Raw genomic sequence first — 17618 nt, forward strand, 5'->3', positions numbered from 1 at the left:
CTGTGTGGATGACCCCATAAGCTGCGTCGACCCGTGGGGACTTTGGAGTGCTCCCGTCCAGATTGGTTTGGGGGCAGCTACCGCCATCGCTTATGGGGGGGCAAAAGGAGCTGCTTATCTAGCCGACAAGCTTAACGGTCAAGGGGATAAGGCAAGCAGAGAGGTTGATAGGATTTTTGGAAAGCACGTTGTTCCGATAAATGCGGGCATGGCTGCTGCAGCTTCGGGTGCACAGGCCGTACAAATGGGGGTTGCCAATCTGCCCGGGGCGGCATCTGCGGTCAAAGAAGGGGCTAAGATGGCGGCTACAACAGTCAGAAATAAGGGCTTGGATGCAGCTAATGCGGTGCTGTCAAAGCCGGCAACCATTAACGGTGCTGCTCTTTCGGCGGGGGATTTTATAGCCGGATACGCACTACCTGGACCTTATGAACCGACAAAAGCAGGGGCATTGGGTTTTACAGCTAGCGCTATTGAAGAATTGAAAAATATAGCGACTGAAAACAAAAAGGGATCTGACCCAAATGAAAAATAGATTTCAGGAGTGGTTGCTTTGCATCATGCTTTTTATACTAGGATTCGGCGGGCTCATGACGGGCAAGCTTTCACGACACGGGATTTCAATTCCCGCATGGGCCAGCTATCCCATCTTGGCGTGGGCGTGTTGGCTACTGTATCAGCTTGTGAAGGAACGGCTTGATCGTAAGAACAATATTACTGACGATTCCGGGCATGATGAAGAGTAATTTCCGGCAAGGAAAAGCTGGATAACGATACTGTGCGGCAGAAGATGATCCAAGGAAACTGTTGTGGCAACACTGCGTGCGCTAGGCAGAGAATAAAAAAGGAGCCTGTACCATGTACAGGCTCCTTTGCATTTTTACTGACCAGACAACACGCGGGCGCGGGCTAGCCGCACTTGGTGTAGCCGCAGGAATAGCACTTGTTGCAGCCTTCTTCGAACACCAGTTCCTGACCGCATTCGGGGCAGCTCTGGCGTGCAAGGCCATTGGCACCGTGCACGGCAATCTTGGACTTCATGTAGCGGTTTTCCAGAATGGAGGAGATGGCGTCCGGAATGGAGAGCAGCAGGCCCTTCTTCTGGAAGACCGGATGCTCGCCGCCAATGCCCTTGAGCTGCTTCACGATATCCACAGGCTCTACCCCTACGCGGAAGCACAGGGAAACAAGGCGGCCGATGGCTTCTGCTTTGGCAGTGATGGAACGGCCGGACTTGCCGATGGTGGTGAACAGTTCAAAGGGCTTGCCGTCCACTTCGTTGATGGTCACATACAGCACACCAAGGCCGGTCTGCACCTTCTGAGTAAAACCGTAGACAATGTCGGGGCGTTCACGCTTGGGGCATACAACGCCGGCAGCGGCAGAGGCGTCCTTCGGTTCGTCGTCCTTCTTGCTGGAATCGCCCGTGCAGAGAACCTGCGAGGTAAGGCAGCCGTCACGATATACGGTTACGCCCTTGCAGCCTTGCTCATACGCCATCCAGTAGATGTTGCGAATGTCGTCCACGGTGGCATCGTGCGGCAGGTTCACGGTCTTGGATACGGCGTTGTCCGTGTGGTGCTGGAAGGCAGCCTGCATTTTCAGGTGATACACGGGTTCAATATCCATGGCGGTAACAAAGACCTTGCGCAGCGATTCCGGCAGGGTGTCTTCCATCTTCCGGATAGACCCCTTGGCCACCACGCTTTCCATGAGCTTGGGCGTCCAGCACCCTTCTTCACGCAGCGCGGCTTCGAAATAGGGGTTGGTTTCCACCAGACGCTGACCGTCCATCACGTTGCGGGCGAACGAGAGCGCAAACAGCGGTTCAATGCCGGAAGAGCAGCCCGCGATAATGGAGAGCGTGCCCGTGGGAGCAATGGTGGTTACGGTGGCGTTGCGGTAGGGGCCAAGATCGCGGGCAGCGAAGATGGAATCGGGATACGCGGGGAATGCCCCACGTTCCTTGGCCAGCTGCTTGGAGGCTGCACGGCCTTCGCCGAGGATGAATTCCATGACGCGTTCGCCAAGATTCACGGCTTCCTGACTGTTGTAGGGTATGCGCAGCTGATACAGCAGGTCTGCCCAGCCCATGACGCCAAGACCTATCTTGCGGTTGGTGTGCACCATCTCGGTGATGCGTTCCAGCGGGAAGCGGGAAGCATCAATGACGTTATCGAGGAAGCGGACGGAAAGATGGACAATGCGCTTGAGTTCGTCCCAGTCCACACCGGCGTCCTTTTCAGGAGCGAACACCGTGGCAAGGTTGATGGAGCCGAGGTTGCAGGCCTCGTACGGCAGCAGGGGCTGCTCACCGCAGGGGTTGGTGGATTCAATCTCGCCGAGCTTGGGCGTGGGGTTGTCGCGGTTGATGCGGTCAAGGAACACGATGCCGGGGTCGCCGCTTTCCCATGCCTTGCGCACCAGCACTTCAAATACCTCGCGGGCGTTCAGGCGGCCGCGTTCCTTCTGGGTGTGCGGCGCAATCAGGGGGTAATCCTCACCCTTTTCCACGGCCTTCATGAAGTCTTCGGTCAGCGCCACGGAGAAGTTGAAGTTGTTGAACTCCCCTTCCCTTTCCTTGGCCTTGATGAATTCCATGATGTCGGGATGGTCCACGCGCAGAATGCCCATGTTCGCACCACGGCGGGTGCCGCCCTGCTTCACCTGCTCGGTGGCGGTGTTGAAGATGCGCAGAAACGAGACAGGGCCGGAGGCAACGCCGCCGGTGGAACCCACACGGGCTTCCTTGGGACGCAGGCGGGAGAAGGAAAAGCCCGTGCCGCCGCCGGACTTGTGGATCATGGCGGCATACTTAACGGCGTCGAAAATTTCTTCGATGGAGTCACCCACAGGCAGAACAAAACAGGCGGAAAGCTGACCCAGATCGGTGCCCGCGTTCATCAGCGTGGGGGAGTTGGGCAGGAACTTCCAGCTGGTCATCAGATCATAGAAATCTCTGGCAAGCACCTCGGCCTTTACCGTGCTCTTCTTGTACTTCTTTTCTTCGCCGGCAATGGCGGCGGCAACGCGCCAGAACATCTGGGTTGCGTTTTCGGTGGGCTTACCATCCGGTCCCTTGCGGTAGTAGCGCTTGGTAAGCACGATCTCTGCGTTGGTGTTGATATCGGCCGGTTTCAGGTCTGCAGGCAGCGTAATGTCTGACATGGAATGGAATCCTAATAGATTGGAATTATTGAATATGTATTTTGTGGGTACTGTAATTAACTAGGAAGTGTTCTTATCTGAACCAGAGGTAAAAATCCACTCTCTTTTGAAAAATTCTAGATTTCCATTACCAACGCACAGTTATGGGGAGGGCGTTTTTGCAAGGTGAATAACCTGATTCACCAAACAGCAAGTTTGACGCTTTTCTACAGGCATAATACAAGCAAAGGATGGTATGAACGTATCCGGCGTTCCGCGAGGAAAACCGGATTACCCCATGAACCTGGTGAAAACGCAGACCGGCAAACGCATTTGGTGCGCATAGCCTGCCGTTCGCGTCTTTCGTCATGACCTTCAGGTACGGAACCGCATGTTCATTCGTATTATCATGGCTTTGGTGGCGGCGCTCATGCTTGTGCAGAGTGTGGCCCTGTACGGTCTTACATCCGCAAACGGTCTTGCCTATATGCTGGGCATTGCCTTCATGGTACTTCTCTTTGTGCCGAAGCGGGCCGCCTTCAGCGCGTTGGGGTCCTTTTTTGTGGCTACCTTGCTGATATGGGGGGCAGTGGTCGGGTTTGGATTGCTCGGCAAGCAGGGCAACAGTCCTGACCGCATTCTCGCAGCCTATGACATGGTGCTTGATACCCGCATGTACAAGGCGGATGTGGATATTGCCATGACGCAGGCTTCCGGCGATCTCGGCGTAATAACCTCCGATCCGCTGGTGCCGCGTATGCCCCGCGAGATTGCGTTCCGTACTGATGCTCTGGGCTTCCGTAACAGCTCTCCTCTGCGGCCGGACGATACCGTGCTGGTCGGCGGAGCATTTATTCAGGGCAGCGGCAACACCCAGAGTGACACGTTGGCATCGGTGCTGGGTGAGGAATTTGGCATGTCTGCCTATTCCCTTGGCGCTCCCGGCGACTTGTATGCCTATGCCACACGCATTCAGGCGTTTGCCAACGATCACAAGGGACCGGTGTACCTCTTTTTGTCTGAAGGTGAAGATTTCGGCCACTACAGTAAAACGCTGCGGCCGTTGCTGCACCGCTATGTGCGGCTGATGGAAACCACCGCCATGGCCAAGTTCTGCATCATGCAGCTTGAATCGTTGCGCGCGGCTGAATCAGCATCGGCCGTGAGCACGCTGCCGCTGGAAAATATCCGCATTGCCTTCAGTCAGGCAAACATCAGCGAAACCAGAAAACCCCAATGCGCTGCGGGAGAGGTGTTCCCCGTGCTGATTGCCTCGCTGAAAGACAGCGTGGACGGGATATTTTTCATACCCACCAAATACCGCGTATATGCTCCTCTGCTGGAAACGGCCGATGCTTCCACCCTGCCCTCTGCGGACTGGGATTTCCTCAAGGCTGCCTGCGATGCAGCAAAGATACCCTGCTACAACCTGACGGAACCTTTGCAGGCAGAGGCCCGCAATACGTGGGAGAAGAGCCGCGACCTGCTCTGGTGGCCGGATGACACCCACTGGAACCGTAACGGCGTGACTGTGGCCGCACACACTATTGCGGCATTGCAGAAGCCGGAGGAGTTCGGGCAGCCTTTAAGCAATGGTCAGAATGATGTTCAAGGGGCGGTTCAGAACGTGAGCCAGAATGCGACTCAGAACGCGACGCAGAGCGATGTGGGGAACACGCAGAGTGCTTCTCCGGCCCCTTCCGGCGGGCAGGATGCACAACCCGCTGCCGGAGCGCAGAAGCCCGAAGAAGCAAAGGCTACCCAGTAGTCTGATAGCAGCCCGATACCGGTCTGATGCCGATCTGATAACTGTCCGGAAAGATTCCGCCTGTAAGCGGAAAGCAGTCTGGAACTGCACAGGCATAGCCTTGGCGGGAGCCGGACAACGCCGGTTTCTGTGCAGCAAAATCGGAGCACACACGGAAAATGAACGAGGGGTACCGCACGATTTGGTGACCATGTCACCGAACCCTGCGGTACCCCTCGTCTGTTTCGGAGAGGAAAGTTCTCTGCCCTACTCGTCGTGCACCTTGCCGCGCATCTGCTTTACGCCGCCCCGCTGTTTTTTTGCGGTTATCCTGCGGTTCTTGGAGCCAAGCGTGGGCCGTGTGGGTTTACGAGGCGGGCGTTTTTTCAAGGCGCGCTGTACAAGCTGAATGAACCTGTCCACCGCTTCCTTGCGGTTTGCATGCTGACTGCGTTGCGTTTCGCACGAAATGGCAAGTACGCCCTCCCTGTCTATGTATCCCGCCAGCTTTTCGAGAATCTTGCCGCGCTGCCACTCGGTGAGCGAGGGCGAATTCTGCACGTCAAACCGTAAGGTAATGCGCGAACTGGTGGTGTTTACATGCTGCCCGCCGGGACCGGAGGACCGTGAGGCCGTGTAGGTGAATTCCTCTTCGGGAATGGCAAGGTCCGGCTGGACGGTGATGAGAGCCATGATAGTAACCTGCTTCTGGCGTTGGATATATGCGGAAAAGGGCTTGGAGCCTGTTACCTGTTCAGGCTTCCGGCGGCAAGCAATAGTCGAGCTTGCTGCTCCGGCGGACACAGCGCATGGGCTGTCTGTGTTGCCGTGCGGCCCAAAAGCTCTGCGGAAAAACAGCGTCGCGGGTGAATCGGCTACAGGGCCGTGCTGCCCGCAATGCAGTTTGTCCGCCAAGCCGTTTTATGAAGCGCCTTTCTCAGTTAGGCCGCCCTGCAGTGGCTAACCGCTGTGCTGGGGCGGATCAGGACGGCTCAGTTTTCCTGCATGGCCTTGTCTATGAGGCACTTCAGGGCATTCTGGGTATCCCAGTCTATGTCGAGAAAACGGATGCCCACAAGATATTTGCCATAGGAATTTTCCACCCACGCCACTTCGGCAATGGCGTTGAGGTATTGGTCAATATCATTTTCGTGGTGCTTGAAGAATCCGCAGGAATATTTATTGAGAGTGGGAATATGCACCCGCACCTGTACCTTGGAACCCTGATCGAAACGGAAGGGAGATTCGAGGCAAAGGCCACCGGTGCTTATATCCACGCACGTTGTTTCAACGCGCGGCTGGGATGCCATGGGGAACTTGAATTCAAACGCTTGAACGGAAAACGGCTTGGGAAGGCGGACAAATTCGCGACGTTCATCGGTTGTTAAGCGCGTCATGTTCTCTCCTGAACCTGATGTTCGGCCCCTGTCCCAAAGGGGGAGAATGACAGAGGCAATTGATGGATACTCGTGTTTGGCGTAACCTATCATTTGTTTTCCGGCTCTGACAACCGAATAGCTGAATATATCAAAAGCTCCCGCAATTACGGAAGTTACGGGGTATTCATTCGAAGCGTCACCCATGATGTAAGTGACCATTGACTTATCTTTCCGAGGTACTATATCTCGAAGGTTCATTTCAACATATCATGGAGAATCATCATGAAGATTGCCATTCCTTCCCGTCAGGGTTTTCTGGACGAACACTTCGGTCATTGCGAAGCCTTCACCATTCTCACGCTGGACGAAACCAGAAAAATCGTGAAAGAAGATCTTCTCACGCCGCCTCCCGGTTGCGGCTGCAAGTCCAACATCGTGTCCACCCTTGCGGAAATGGGCGTGAAGGTACTGCTTGCCGGCAACATGGGACAGGGCGCTGTTAACAAGCTTGAGGAAGCAGGCATTTCCGTTATCCGCGGTGCAAGCGGCTCAGTAAGAACCGTTGCCGACCAGTGGCTCGCCGGAAACCTGCAGTCCAGCAACACGATCTGCACCGCGCACCATGACCATGACGGTCACGGAGGCTGCGGAAACCACTAATAGGATACTCGAATGAGCACTTGCCCTTGCGGCTCCGGCCTTACTCTGGAAAACTGCTGCGGCCCCATCATTCATGACGGAAAGCCCGCCCCCTCTGCGGAAGCCCTGATGCGTTCGCGCTACACTGCGCACGTTCTCGGCGTTTACGAATACCTGAACACCTCCATGCACCCCTCCGTGCGCGGGCAGGACACTGTGGATGATATTGAACAGTGGTCCTCCAAGATTGAGTGGAAGGGACTGGAGATTCTCTCCACCTCCGCCGGTGCCGAAGGCGACACCGTGGGCGAAGTGGAATTCGTGGCGCGTTATGATCTTGCAGGCGTACCCCAGCAGCTGAACGAACTGGCAGAATTCCGCAAGGAAGGCGACTACTGGTTCTATGTGGACGGCAAAGTGCGCGGCCACGAGACCGTTCGCCGCGAGGCCCCCAAGGTAGGCCGCAACGAGCCCTGCCCCTGCGGGTCCGGCAAGAAGTTCAAGAAGTGCTGCGGCTAGCAGCCTGCGGCGCTGCCATGTCTGCAGCTGGTCTGAACCAGACCTGAACCGGACCTAGTCCGGAACCTGACCCGATATGTTCTGATCTGTTCAGATTTGCCAAGACGTGTTCACTGGCCGGAGAGCCTTCACTCTCTGGCATCCCGTGACTATACCGGCGTGATCCCGCACCGGCTCAGGAGTCACGGGCAGCATGAGAAAAAACAAAACGTGGGGCAACGCGCGATGCGGTGACAGATGCACCGTATTTCGCGTTGCCCCACGTTTGTTGCGTTTTCCGGCAAGGCCTGTTCCAGATAACAGGCGCAGAGTTCAAGGCATGGTTCCCCATGCATCAGGTGACAGAAGTCCGCAGTTCGGATACAGCAACGATCATGACGAAAGGTTCCACACTCAAGGCAATACGCCGCTTCTGCATGGCGTGTCAGGGCGGTTCTTCACGGCAGGTTGCGGCCTGTGAAGACACGGGCTGTGCGCTGCACCTGTATCGCTCCGGCGAACAAATAGAACGGCCTGCACCGCCTGAACGGGCTGGACAGGCTGGACAGATCGAACAGTCCGACCTCGCCGGAAAGGCTGGCCAGATTGAGCAGTCCGAGCAGATAGAACAGGAAGGACAGACAGAACATGCCGAATTGGCCGAGCAGGCCCCCTGCCCTCCCATCCGCACTGTCCGCCGCTTCTGCATGGCCTGCTGCGCCAATCTGCGCGCAGAGGTACGTGCCTGTGCCGCGCGTGAAGACTGCGCCCTGTGGTCGTTCCGTTTCGGCTGTACGCCGGAAACATGGCGGCGCGTGAAGAACCGTCGCTCCTCTCCCCGCCCCCTGCTGCTGCCGGGATTCAAGAAGTAATATTGCGCATATCCGCGTGACCTGGGTCACATCCTTTTGCCGCCTGTGGCGATAGGCTCCCTTCTTATCTCTTCAGACAAGGAGCCTTGCTTCGTGCGATATTTCAGAAAGATGTGCGGTTGCGGGTGCAACCCCTGCTGCATCAGTTTTTCAGAGGCGGTATGGTCCTTTGTGGGCGCCCTGCTCGGCATCGGCGCGGTGAGCTATCTGCATTTCAATCTGCTGGCAGAGGCAGATGCCGTCATGCTCATCGGCTCTTTCGGCGCATCGGCCGTGCTGCTCTACGGGGTGCCCAATGCCCCGCTCTCGCAGCCGCGCAACCTTGTTGGCGGGCATGTTCTTTCCGCCATTGTGGGTGTTTTCATGGCGCAGCATATTCCGGTGCTGTGGATGGCCTGCGCGCTGGCCGTTGCCACGGCCATTTTCGTTATGCATCTGACAGCCACCCTGCATCCCCCCGGAGGGGCCACCGCGCTCATTGCAGTCATCGGCAGCCAGAAAATCCATTCTCTCGGCTACGGTTATGCGTTCATTCCCGCATTGAGCGGCGCACTCATCCTGCTTGCGGTGGCTCTGCTGGTGAACAATATTCCCCATTCAAGGCGCTATCCGCAGTACTGGAACTGAGTTGCGTGCGTGGCGGGCATGCGCCTCCCCTGTTGCCGAAGGCGAAGGTCCGCGGGGCGAATTCCGGCATGCCGTTGCGGACTGTTTCTGCGTACCTGCTTGCAAGACCGGCCTGCCCGTGCGAAGGCTATCGTAGCCATGCTGGCTGATCCCGATGGTACGATGGTTTCAGGTGTTCGGTACCGTGCCGGCTGGCGGGCTGAACGGTCCCCGCATCGGGGCTTCCGTTTTTGCATTTGAATCATATCGCAATTCGGATTACTAAGCTTGCCGGAGGCTCGGCTTCCGCAATCGACACGCACACCCCGCAAGCCGCCTTATGGCGCGGCAAAGGAGCAGTATATGCGCGGAATGAATGACATGCTGCGTCAGGCGCAGCTTATGCAGAGAAAGATGACCGCCCTGCAGGATGATCTGGGCAACCGTTCCCTCGAAGTTACCAGCGGCGGCGGCATGGTTACCGTGACCTGCACCGGCAAGCAGGAAATAACTTCCATCAAGATTGATCCTTCCGTTGTTGACCCCAACGACGTGGACATGCTGCAGGATCTGGTGATGACCGCCGTGAACGAAGCCGTGCGCCAGACCAAGGCCATGGTTGAGAAGGAAATGAGCGCCATTACCGGCGGCCTTCGTGTTCCCGGTCTGATCTAGGACGGTATTAAGGCTGTGCAACGACTCCCCGAACCGCTCAAGGTGCTGGTGGAGCAGTTGTCGCGGCTGCCCGGCCTCGGACCCAAATCGGCACTGCGTCTTGCAATGACGCTGCTGAAATGGCCCGAGAACAACACCCGCAGCCTCGGCAAGGCCATCCACGACCTGCGCGACAATCTGCATCTGTGCTCGCGGTGCGGCTCACTGACCGATACCGACCCGTGCACCATCTGTACGGACGGCTCACGCAGCCGTGAGACCCTGTGTCTCGTCTCGGAATGGGATTCGCTGCTTGCGATGGAAGATGGCGGGTTCTACCGCGGTCAGTACATGATTCTCGGCGGGCTTATTGCTCCGCTGGATAACGTGACGCCCGAACATCTTGAATTGAACAGGCTGCAGCACCGGCTTGCGGAAGGCGAGATCAATGAACTCATCTTCGCGTTGGGCACCACCATGGAGGCGGAGAACACCGCCACCTACGTGAAGCAGCTTGTGGCCTCGCGTTTTCCGCATATCCGTGTAACCCGCCTTGCGCAGGGCATTCCGCTCGGCTCTGAGGTGAAATTCGTGGATAAGGAGACCCTGCGGCAGTCGCTGAACTATCGGCAGGAACTGTAGCAGCGGTTTCAGGCACGCTCAGGCAGCGTGCAGGCGCATGAAATGAAGAAAGGGAGCATCCATGAGGGTGCTCCCTTTTTTGCTGCTCGCGAGCACCTTTCTACATTCTTGGCGTTATCGTAGCGGCGCAGGTAATGCCATGCGAATTTTTTCCAGCACAAAGCAAGTGGCGAAGGTGAGAAGAGACAGGTTGAGCAGAATGGCTATGCCGTAGCGCGGAGCGTAAGTTAAGGGCTGGAGGAAATAGTAGCAAAAATATGAGTGCACAAGCCACATAGGGAAGCTGTATTTGCCAAGTATTTCAAATAGTCGGGTGAGCAGCTCGCTAATTCGCAAGGCCCGGGACGCACCTATTACGAATAGGGGGGTGGTGACGAAAAAGTAGAGGGGATGGAGGTAGCGTTCATACACTACCAGCCTGAATGTAAGCAGGAGAGTAACCAGCAGTGCACCCCATAACAAAGGAGATTCAATACATCGATAGGTGACGCGTTCGTATAGCTTCATGCTGGAAAACAGCATGCCGGTCACAAATGGGACCTGATAATAGGAGATTTGTTTGAAATAGTTTGTGAACTGCGTTGTGGGCAGTAGCTGTAACGAGGCATAGGTGAGAAGGCTGCCTGCAATGAGTATGGCGGGTTGGTCAAGATACTTGCGCACAAGTGGAAACAAAAGAACCATCACGCAGTAGACGCGGACAAACCACCATTCTTCATTGTACGTTGTTATAATGTTGAATATATTGAGAAGCAAGGTAGTGATGTCCGTCGTGTATCGCGCGGTGCCGTCCGGCATGGTGACGTTTGGAAAGAACAATATGCCGATGCTAACGGTGACGATGAAGTAGAACAAGTAAACCTTGCAAAATGCGGAAATACGGGACAACGGGTGTATCTTGTTTCGAAGTGATGATCGATGGAGTCCGTAACCGCTGATGAAGATGAACAGGCATACACAAATTTTGCCCAACGTCCCCAGCATAGCTTCTCCGTCTATCCCCGGCAGGGTTGGAATATGCCGCAATGACGCAGGAATGCGGTCCGGAAAAGCGAAGGCGTGGTGCGCCATCATCATGACAATGGCAAACCCTTTAGCGATTCCCGAGTCTCGTTGGCTGAAGATCATGATCGGTTACTCCTCCGAAATGAAGCACACCTACAGATCAAACGTTTGTGCACAAATTGGCAGAAGAGTGCAATTCTCCATGGTGAAAAGGAGGAGAGCGGACTCTTGGCCATGCCTTGGCGTTACGTGCAGGCGCATGAAATGAAGAAAGGGAGCATCTGTGAGAGTGCTCCCTTTCTTCATTTTTTTAAATCAATCTTTTAGATCGTCATCTTCTATTGTTTCAAATTTATACTTTAGCATTATTTCGATGTACTCATCGGCAGAGATTAAACCGTTTGTATATAATTTAGATATGTAGTTTGGAGATAGATGTATTTTTGTTGTGTTATGTTTCAATGGTTCGTTGATGTAGTGTTTTGATAATCCACTTATTTCATTGATAATGTTCATGTTGTGTGATTTGTTTGTATCATCATTGAATAATGAGTGTATCAACGATTTATGAAGTGACTTCGAAAAAGCGTAAAAAGGGTATTCTTCCTTTGTTATTTCTTTGCTGATGATTGTGTTTTGTAATTGTTTTGCTTCTTGGATTGATTCTTCATTAATTTTGATGTCAAGAAATTGTTCCGCGTTTTTAAAAAAATCAATCATATCATATATTTGAAAATATTTAACATCAGACTCTTTGCAGATTTCTTCTTTTAGCCGAGCGTCGTGCCCTATGCGCTTTTCTCCACCCGAATCAATGGTGTACCACCAATCTTCTTTCAAATCATTTGTAACAAATATTACATTTTCTATGTTTTCGTTTTTTGCATGGTTTATTATTTGCTTCCATATGACTAAATCAGAGTATTGACGTTCATATTTCAAATTTGAAAATTCAAAGTATGGTTCCTTTGAATTTTCTTTGTTTGCATCCTTAAATCCGGGTGGTGTTTTATTTTCAAAGCGGTTTTTACCTTCAGAATAAATATCATTGAGCCAATCCTGTGATTCAGGAGGCTGTCCAACTTTGTTTTCGAAAAGGATATCGATTTTATCTCTTATTGAGTCATGGCTTCGTACGCATATTTGTTTTTTATCCCAATAGTCAACTGATTTTTTGTAGTTTGTAATTAGTTTTGTGATGTCTTTGTAAAGTGTATCTGTATTGCGTGCAAGTTTTGGGAGTCGTGTTGTCAAATCAAGTTTGGCAATATCTTTTTTAAAAATTGTTTCTATATCATCCAGACTTTTATTTATATGTCTAAAAATTGCCTTCTCTTCTTTGATTGCACTCAATCGTCCTCGTTGGAACTCGAGTGCAACATGGTATGGAATCCATATTTTATCGGATACCGCTTCTAAAAGAGCGAAAAAGTCTTCTCTAGTTTGTTCTGCATAGCTATATAGCTTGCGTAGTATGTTTGTATCAAATATGAATAAAGTATTCGGGCTTTCCCAAACTTCTTTGGCTCGATCAACATCGCTATAGAATGCTCGCATAACATTTTTCATACATGACCTCACAATTCTATATTTGAATAGATCATTGCATTGGACGATTTGTTTTGTCAATGATGACCCAGTGTTAGTAATGAAAAAGGGAGCATCCATGAGGATGCTCCCTTTTTTGTTGCGTTCCAGTCGAAAAATTACAAGCCCGCCAGCTGCTGCATCTGCTCAAAGCTCAGTTCAAGGGGGCAGGGCTCGCTAACGGCCTGCTGCAGAAACTGGTTGATCTGCGGTACCATGTGGATGGCTTTGTCTATGTCGGGGTTGGAACCCTGCGCGTAGGCACCGATGTTGATCATGTCTTCCACACGTTTGAACGTGGCAAGGTGCTTGGTGAGCACGCGACCTGCCTGCATCACTTCAGGCGAGCAGATGTCGCTGCGCAGACGCGAGATGGACCTGAGCACGTCTATGGAAGGATAATGCCCCTGGTCGGCAAGGTCGCGGGTAAGCACGATATGGCCGTCCAGAATGGAACGCACAGCGTCCGCAATGGGTTCGTTGAAGTCGTCGCCGTCCACAAGCACGGTATAAATGCCGGTAATGGTGCCTTTTTCGCTCCGGCCTGCGCGCTCCAGCAGTTTGGGCAGCTGTGCGAATACGGTGGGCGTGTAGCCCTTTGTGGTGGGGGGCTCGCCTACGGCAAGGCCGATTTCGCGGGCTGCCATGGCAAAGCGGGTGACGGAGTCCATCATCAGGAGCACGTCCTTACCCTGATCGCGGAAAAATTCGGCCACAGCGGTGGCTGCATAGGCGGCGCGCATACGCACCAGCGGAGACTGGTCGGATGTGGCGATAATAAGCACGGAGCGGGACATGCCTTCAGGACCAAGGTCCTTCTCCATGAATTCCACCACCTCGCGGCCACGTTCGCCCACAAGGCCGATGACGTTTACATCCGCCTTGGTGTAGCGGGCCATCATGCCCATGAGGGTGGACTTGCCCACGCCGGAACCGGCCATAATGCCCACGCGCTGGCCTTTGCCGAGGGTGAGCAGGCTGTTGATGGCGCGCACACCCACATCCAGCGGCTCGTCAATGCGGGGACGCAGCAGCGGGTTTGGCGGGTCGGTATACAGCGGATTATAGCCGCCTGTGGCAATGGGCATGGAGGCACCGGCCTTGAGTTCGGCACCAAAGGCATCAAACGCCTTGCCGAGCAGGCCGTTACCGACAGGAAATACGGGAGGCAGGCTGGAGTTGCGGATGAGCGAACCGGGGCTTATGCCGCGCATGTCGCCATAGGGCATGAAGAGCAGGTTGCCGTCGCGGAATCCCACAACTTCGGCAGGAACGGGTTCGCTTTCGTCGTTGGGGATGATCTGGCATACGGAGCCGAGGGGCGCCTTCATGCCGCATCCTTCCGCCACAAGACCCACAACCTTGTTGACCTTGCCGTAGGCCTGCGCCGGTCTCAGGCTTTGCAGCATCTCCAGCGCACCACGGGGGGCGATCATATGCCGTCTCCGGGCAGTTCCAGCTGCTCAAGAATCTGATCCACCAGCGCGTAGCGGCTTTCTATGGTGTTATCCACCATGCCGTCGACACTTTCCACCACCAGTCCGCCGGGATTGATGGAGGGATCGCCCTTGACGGACCACACTTCAAGCCCGGAATGGCGCTGCTGCGTGGTCACCAGAATATCTTTCACGGCGGCTTCGTCCTCGGGATTCACGCGCACCACGAGCTTGCGTTGGCTGTCGAGTGTTTCCACGGCTTTTACAAGCAGGGTTTCGAGGATGGCCGCGCGGTTTTGCGAAATTTCCAGCCCCACGGCACGCTGCACGGCAACGCGCAGCAGGGTGACAAGATCTTGACGCCAGCGGTAGAAGATGCCCGAGCACTGGCCCTGAATGGCACCAAGCACGCCGGACACGGAGTCGCTCATGGTCTGCTGAAACTCTTCCAGCTCATGCTGTGCCTGTTGCAAACCGGCGTTATAGCCGTCCTGCATGGCCTGCTGCCTGAGCTGTTCGGCATCCAGCTGGGCCTGCGCCAGAATATCGGATGCGCGCTGGGCGGCACGGGCGCACACGCGCTCCATATAACTGGCCTCTGTGGCTGCGTCCCACTGCATGGAGCGTGAGCCCTCCACCTGATTGAGCGAGCGCTCGTCGGTGCGGGCGGGCCCCATGAAGATGGTACCCCACTTGGATGCTTCCGAGGGTGCATCAGATGAAGACATCTCCACCTCCGCGGCCGATGACTATGCGGCCTTCCACTTCGAGCCTGCGCACGACCTTGACCACGTTCTGCTGGGCGCCTTCCACATCGGCGAGGCGCGTGGGTCCCATGATTTCGAGGTCTTCACGGATCATGGTGGCTGCGCGTTCGGACATGTTCTTGAAGAAGCGTTCCTTCAGTTCGTCCGAGGCGCCACGCAGGGCCATGGTCATGTCCTCGTTGGAGATTTCCTTCAGCAGTTCGCGTACAGCGCGGTCGTCCAGTCCGGTAACGTCTTCGAACACGAACATGAGGTTGCGGATATCTTCGGCCATCTGTGCGGATTCTTCTTCGATCTCGGAGAGAACCTCTTCTTCGGTGGCGCGGTCCACGGCGTTGAGGATTTCGGCAACGGCGCTGACACCGCCCACCTTCTTGCCTTCCTTGCCGCCCATGGCGATGAGCTGGCTCTGGAGAACCTTGTCCACTTCCATGAGCATGTCTTCGGGTACGGCTTCCAGCTTGGCAAGACGCATGAGAATTTCGGGGCGTACGCCTGCGGGCAGGTTGGTGAGCAGTTCGGCTGCCTGGTCGGGATGCAGGTGACCAAGAATGAGTGCCAGCGTCTGCGGGTGTTCGTTTCGCAGAATCTGAGAGAGAATGCGCGGGCTTACGTTTTCCAGTTCGCGGAAGGGAGCAGGGCCGGAATCCAGATTCAGCGAATCCATGATGTACTTGGCGGTTTCGCTGTCCAGGTTCTTCATGAGCAGGCGCTTAACAGTGTCTGCGCCGCCGGAGATCATTTCCTGTCCGGTCACGAGGGCGTGGTGAAATTCACGCAGCACGTCCTCTACCAGATCCTTGGGAATGGATTCCAGTTCGACCATGGCCTTGGAAATCTGGGCGATTTCGGTTCTGTCCATGCGCTTGAACGCTTCGGACGTGAACTTGTCACCCATGGCCAGCAACAGGATGGCGGTCTTTGACGCGCCGCTCACCTTCTCTGCCACTACTTCGCTCCTTCAGGCTGCTTGAGCCATGTCTTCAGAATGCTCACGGCCTGTTCCATATTCTGCTCGGCAAGCTGCATTGCATGGGCCTTGATGTCTTCAATCTTCTTCATGGCGTCAAGGGCGTCGAGTTCGTCGCCGCTTTCAATGAGTGCCAGCCGTTCTTCGCCTGCGGGCAGACCTTCCAGACCTTCAACCACGTCACCGGCATGAACCTTGGGACGGATCATGGCCATGATGACCGGCCGCACGATCATGACGAGGAAGAGGAAGACCAGCAGGGCGTTAAGCAGGGGCTTGCCGAGGCGCAGCGCGTAGTCCATGACCACGTCGGTAAGGCTGGGTTCAAGCGCCACATCGGGACCGCCGAAGGAGATGCTGGAAACTTCTATGGTATCGCCGCGTGCGGAGTCATAGCCCACCGCGTTGGAGACAAGCTGGCGTATGCGGGCCAGTTCTTCCTCACTGCGGGGGGTGAAGACGTATTCGCCGGTATCTGGGTTTTTTACATACGTGCCGTCGACGATTACCGCAACAGAAAGGCGGCTTATTTCGCCCACAGGCGCGACGATATTATGCTCTTCCTTGTTGATTTCAAAGTTGGTGGTGCGGGTTTCGCGGTTGGAATCCTGACTGCTCAGGCCGCCGGTCAGACCGTCGCCGCGGAAGTTGGGGTCGGGAGAACCGGCGTTAAGGTTGGACTGCCCTCTGGTGCTTTCTTCACTGCGCTGTTCGGAGCGGACAACTGCGCTTTCAGGGTCGAAAAGTTCCTTGCGGATGGTGCGCTGCGAGAAGTCGAGGTCGGCGTTGACCTTGGAGATGACCTTGCCGGGGCCAATGACAGGGTAGAGCATTTCCTGAATGCGGCGTTCAATATCGCGCTGCAGGGTGAGCTTGTTGTCCAGCTGTGAGGAGCTGAGGCCCTGCAGAGTTTCTTCGTCGCTGGGGTAGTAGAGAATGTTGCCCTTGGTGTCGTTCACCGAAATGCGGCTCTTGTCCATGCCTTCAACGGCCATGGTCACAAGATTGACGATGGCCATAACGTCTTTCTGGTCCATCTTCTTGCCTTCAGCCAGCGTCAGTACGACAGAGGCCGATGGCTTCTGCTCTTCTTCAATGAACAGGCTGCGGTGAGGCACTACAAGGTGGATGCGGGCGCTTTCCACATCGGGAAATTCCATGATGGTACGGGCAAGTTCGCCCTGCAGAGCGCGCTGGTAGTTGATTTTCTGCACGAATTCGGTCTGGCCGACCTTTACTTCGTCGAAGATTTCAAAGCCGATGCCCTGGCCCACAAGACTGCCTTCGCCGGCCACACGGATGCGCTGGTCGTAGACACGGTCTGCGGGAACAAGAATGGTGGCGCCGTCATTTTGCAGCTGATAGGGAATCTTGTCGGCATCCAGCAGTTTTACGACCCTGTTGGCGTCCTCGAGGCTGAGGTTGGAGTAGAGCACCTTGAAGTCCGGCTGGTTGATCCAGAAGATGAGAGCGAAGAACACGCCCACAACGGCCAGCGATACGCCGCCGATGAAGACGCGCTGAGAAATGCTGATCTGGCCCCAGAAGGCTTTGGACTTGTCTACGGCATCATTAAGCAGGGGTGACATGTGCTACTCCGTGGTGGTGTCGGGTTCGGGCGCCAACAGTCGGGTCAATGGCGTTTGGGGCGACTGGTCAGTCTCGCGGG

The 17618-nt window shown here is 55.0% G+C and carries 18 protein-coding genes; 9 read left to right on the forward strand and 9 right to left on the reverse strand.

Annotation, left to right across the window (positions count from 1 at the left end):
• Positions 1-4 precede the first annotated feature (4 nt).
• Both HUV30_RS15805 and HUV30_RS15810 read left to right on the forward strand, forming a co-directional pair.
• Positions 5-535, forward strand: a complete 531-nt coding sequence (locus tag HUV30_RS15805) for a hypothetical protein (protein ID WP_174406468.1) — start codon at positions 5-7, stop codon at positions 533-535.
• Between the two features lie 25 nt (positions 536-560).
• Positions 561-746: a hypothetical protein gene (locus HUV30_RS15810; protein ID WP_174406469.1), complete on the forward strand. Its 186-nt coding sequence runs from the start codon at positions 561-563 to the stop codon at positions 744-746.
• A 163-nt stretch (positions 747-909) separates the two neighbouring features.
• Here the strand turns inward: HUV30_RS15810 and HUV30_RS15815 are convergent, their stop codons facing one another.
• A complete protein-coding gene (locus HUV30_RS15815; protein WP_174406470.1) occupies positions 910-3168 on the reverse strand; it encodes a vitamin B12-dependent ribonucleotide reductase in 2259 nt (752 codons plus the stop codon).
• Between the two features lie 370 nt (positions 3169-3538).
• On the opposite strand from HUV30_RS15815, the gene HUV30_RS15820 reads away from it, so the two are divergent.
• Positions 3539-4915: an alginate O-acetyltransferase AlgX-related protein gene (locus tag HUV30_RS15820; protein WP_174406471.1), complete on the forward strand. Its 1377-nt coding sequence runs from the start codon at positions 3539-3541 to the stop codon at positions 4913-4915.
• Positions 4916-5161: 246 nt separating this feature from the next.
• Here the strand turns inward: HUV30_RS15820 and arfB are convergent, their stop codons facing one another.
• On the reverse strand, positions 5162-5587 hold the full coding sequence (gene arfB / locus HUV30_RS15825; protein WP_174406472.1) for an alternative ribosome rescue aminoacyl-tRNA hydrolase ArfB: 426 nt from the start codon (positions 5585-5587) through the stop codon (positions 5162-5164).
• A gap of 299 nt (positions 5588-5886) precedes the next feature.
• On the reverse strand, positions 5887-6291 hold the full coding sequence (locus HUV30_RS15830; protein WP_174406473.1) for a PilZ domain-containing protein: 405 nt from the start codon (positions 6289-6291) through the stop codon (positions 5887-5889).
• Positions 6292-6555: 264 nt separating this feature from the next.
• Between HUV30_RS15830 and HUV30_RS15835 the strand changes: the two genes are divergently transcribed.
• From HUV30_RS15835 to recR, 6 genes are all read left to right on the forward strand, one after another.
• Positions 6556-6933 carry a NifB/NifX family molybdenum-iron cluster-binding protein gene (locus HUV30_RS15835; RefSeq protein ID WP_174406474.1) on the forward strand — a complete coding sequence of 126 codons (378 nt, stop codon included), beginning with the start codon at positions 6556-6558 and terminating at the stop codon, positions 6931-6933.
• A gap of 12 nt (positions 6934-6945) precedes the next feature.
• A complete protein-coding gene (locus HUV30_RS15840; protein WP_174406475.1) occupies positions 6946-7431 on the forward strand; it encodes a YchJ family protein in 486 nt (161 codons plus the stop codon).
• A 374-nt stretch (positions 7432-7805) separates the two neighbouring features.
• The gene (locus HUV30_RS15845) at positions 7806-8282 is read left to right on the forward strand and encodes a hypothetical protein (protein WP_174406476.1); all 477 of its coding nucleotides are present in this window, start codon (positions 7806-7808) and stop codon (positions 8280-8282) included.
• Between the two features lie 93 nt (positions 8283-8375).
• Positions 8376-8909 carry an HPP family protein gene (locus tag HUV30_RS15850; RefSeq protein WP_243452219.1) on the forward strand — a complete coding sequence of 178 codons (534 nt, stop codon included), beginning with the start codon at positions 8376-8378 and terminating at the stop codon, positions 8907-8909.
• 342 nt (positions 8910-9251) lie between these two features.
• Positions 9252-9563: a YbaB/EbfC family nucleoid-associated protein gene (locus HUV30_RS15855; protein WP_174406477.1), complete on the forward strand. Its 312-nt coding sequence runs from the start codon at positions 9252-9254 to the stop codon at positions 9561-9563.
• 15 nt (positions 9564-9578) lie between these two features.
• Positions 9579-10184: a recombination mediator RecR gene (gene recR / locus HUV30_RS15860; RefSeq protein ID WP_174406478.1), complete on the forward strand. Its 606-nt coding sequence runs from the start codon at positions 9579-9581 to the stop codon at positions 10182-10184.
• A gap of 114 nt (positions 10185-10298) precedes the next feature.
• Here recR and HUV30_RS15865 read toward each other — a convergent pair whose 3' ends face one another.
• The 6 genes from HUV30_RS15865 to fliF all read right to left on the reverse strand — a co-directional run bounded on the left by HUV30_RS15865 (position 10299) and on the right by fliF (position 17538).
• Positions 10299-11312, reverse strand: a complete 1014-nt coding sequence (locus HUV30_RS15865) for an acyltransferase family protein (RefSeq protein WP_174406479.1) — start codon at positions 11310-11312, stop codon at positions 10299-10301.
• Positions 11313-11504: 192 nt separating this feature from the next.
• Entirely contained in the window at positions 11505-12758 is a 1254-nt protein-coding gene (locus HUV30_RS15870) for a PIN-like domain-containing protein (RefSeq protein WP_174406480.1), read from the reverse strand.
• Between the two features lie 137 nt (positions 12759-12895).
• Complete coding sequence (locus tag HUV30_RS15875) at positions 12896-14212, reverse strand: FliI/YscN family ATPase (protein ID WP_174406481.1); 1317 nt, start codon at positions 14210-14212, stop codon at positions 12896-12898.
• Positions 14209-14940: a FliH/SctL family protein gene (locus HUV30_RS15880; RefSeq protein ID WP_174406482.1), complete on the reverse strand. Its 732-nt coding sequence runs from the start codon at positions 14938-14940 to the stop codon at positions 14209-14211. Before HUV30_RS15880 ends, HUV30_RS15875 begins: the two co-directional genes overlap by 4 nt.
• Entirely contained in the window at positions 14927-15928 is a 1002-nt protein-coding gene (gene fliG, locus HUV30_RS15885; protein ID WP_174406483.1) for a flagellar motor switch protein FliG, read from the reverse strand. The genes HUV30_RS15880 and fliG overlap by 14 nt, the downstream gene beginning before the upstream one ends.
• Entirely contained in the window at positions 15928-17538 is a 1611-nt protein-coding gene (gene fliF, locus HUV30_RS15890; protein WP_174406484.1) for a flagellar basal-body MS-ring/collar protein FliF, read from the reverse strand. Before fliF ends, fliG begins: the two co-directional genes overlap by 1 nt.
• Positions 17539-17618: the final 80 nt, after the last annotated feature.

Source organism: Desulfovibrio subterraneus (genome assembly GCF_013340285.1).
GTDB classification, from domain to species: domain Bacteria; phylum Desulfobacterota; class Desulfovibrionia; order Desulfovibrionales; family Desulfovibrionaceae; genus Halodesulfovibrio; species Halodesulfovibrio subterraneus.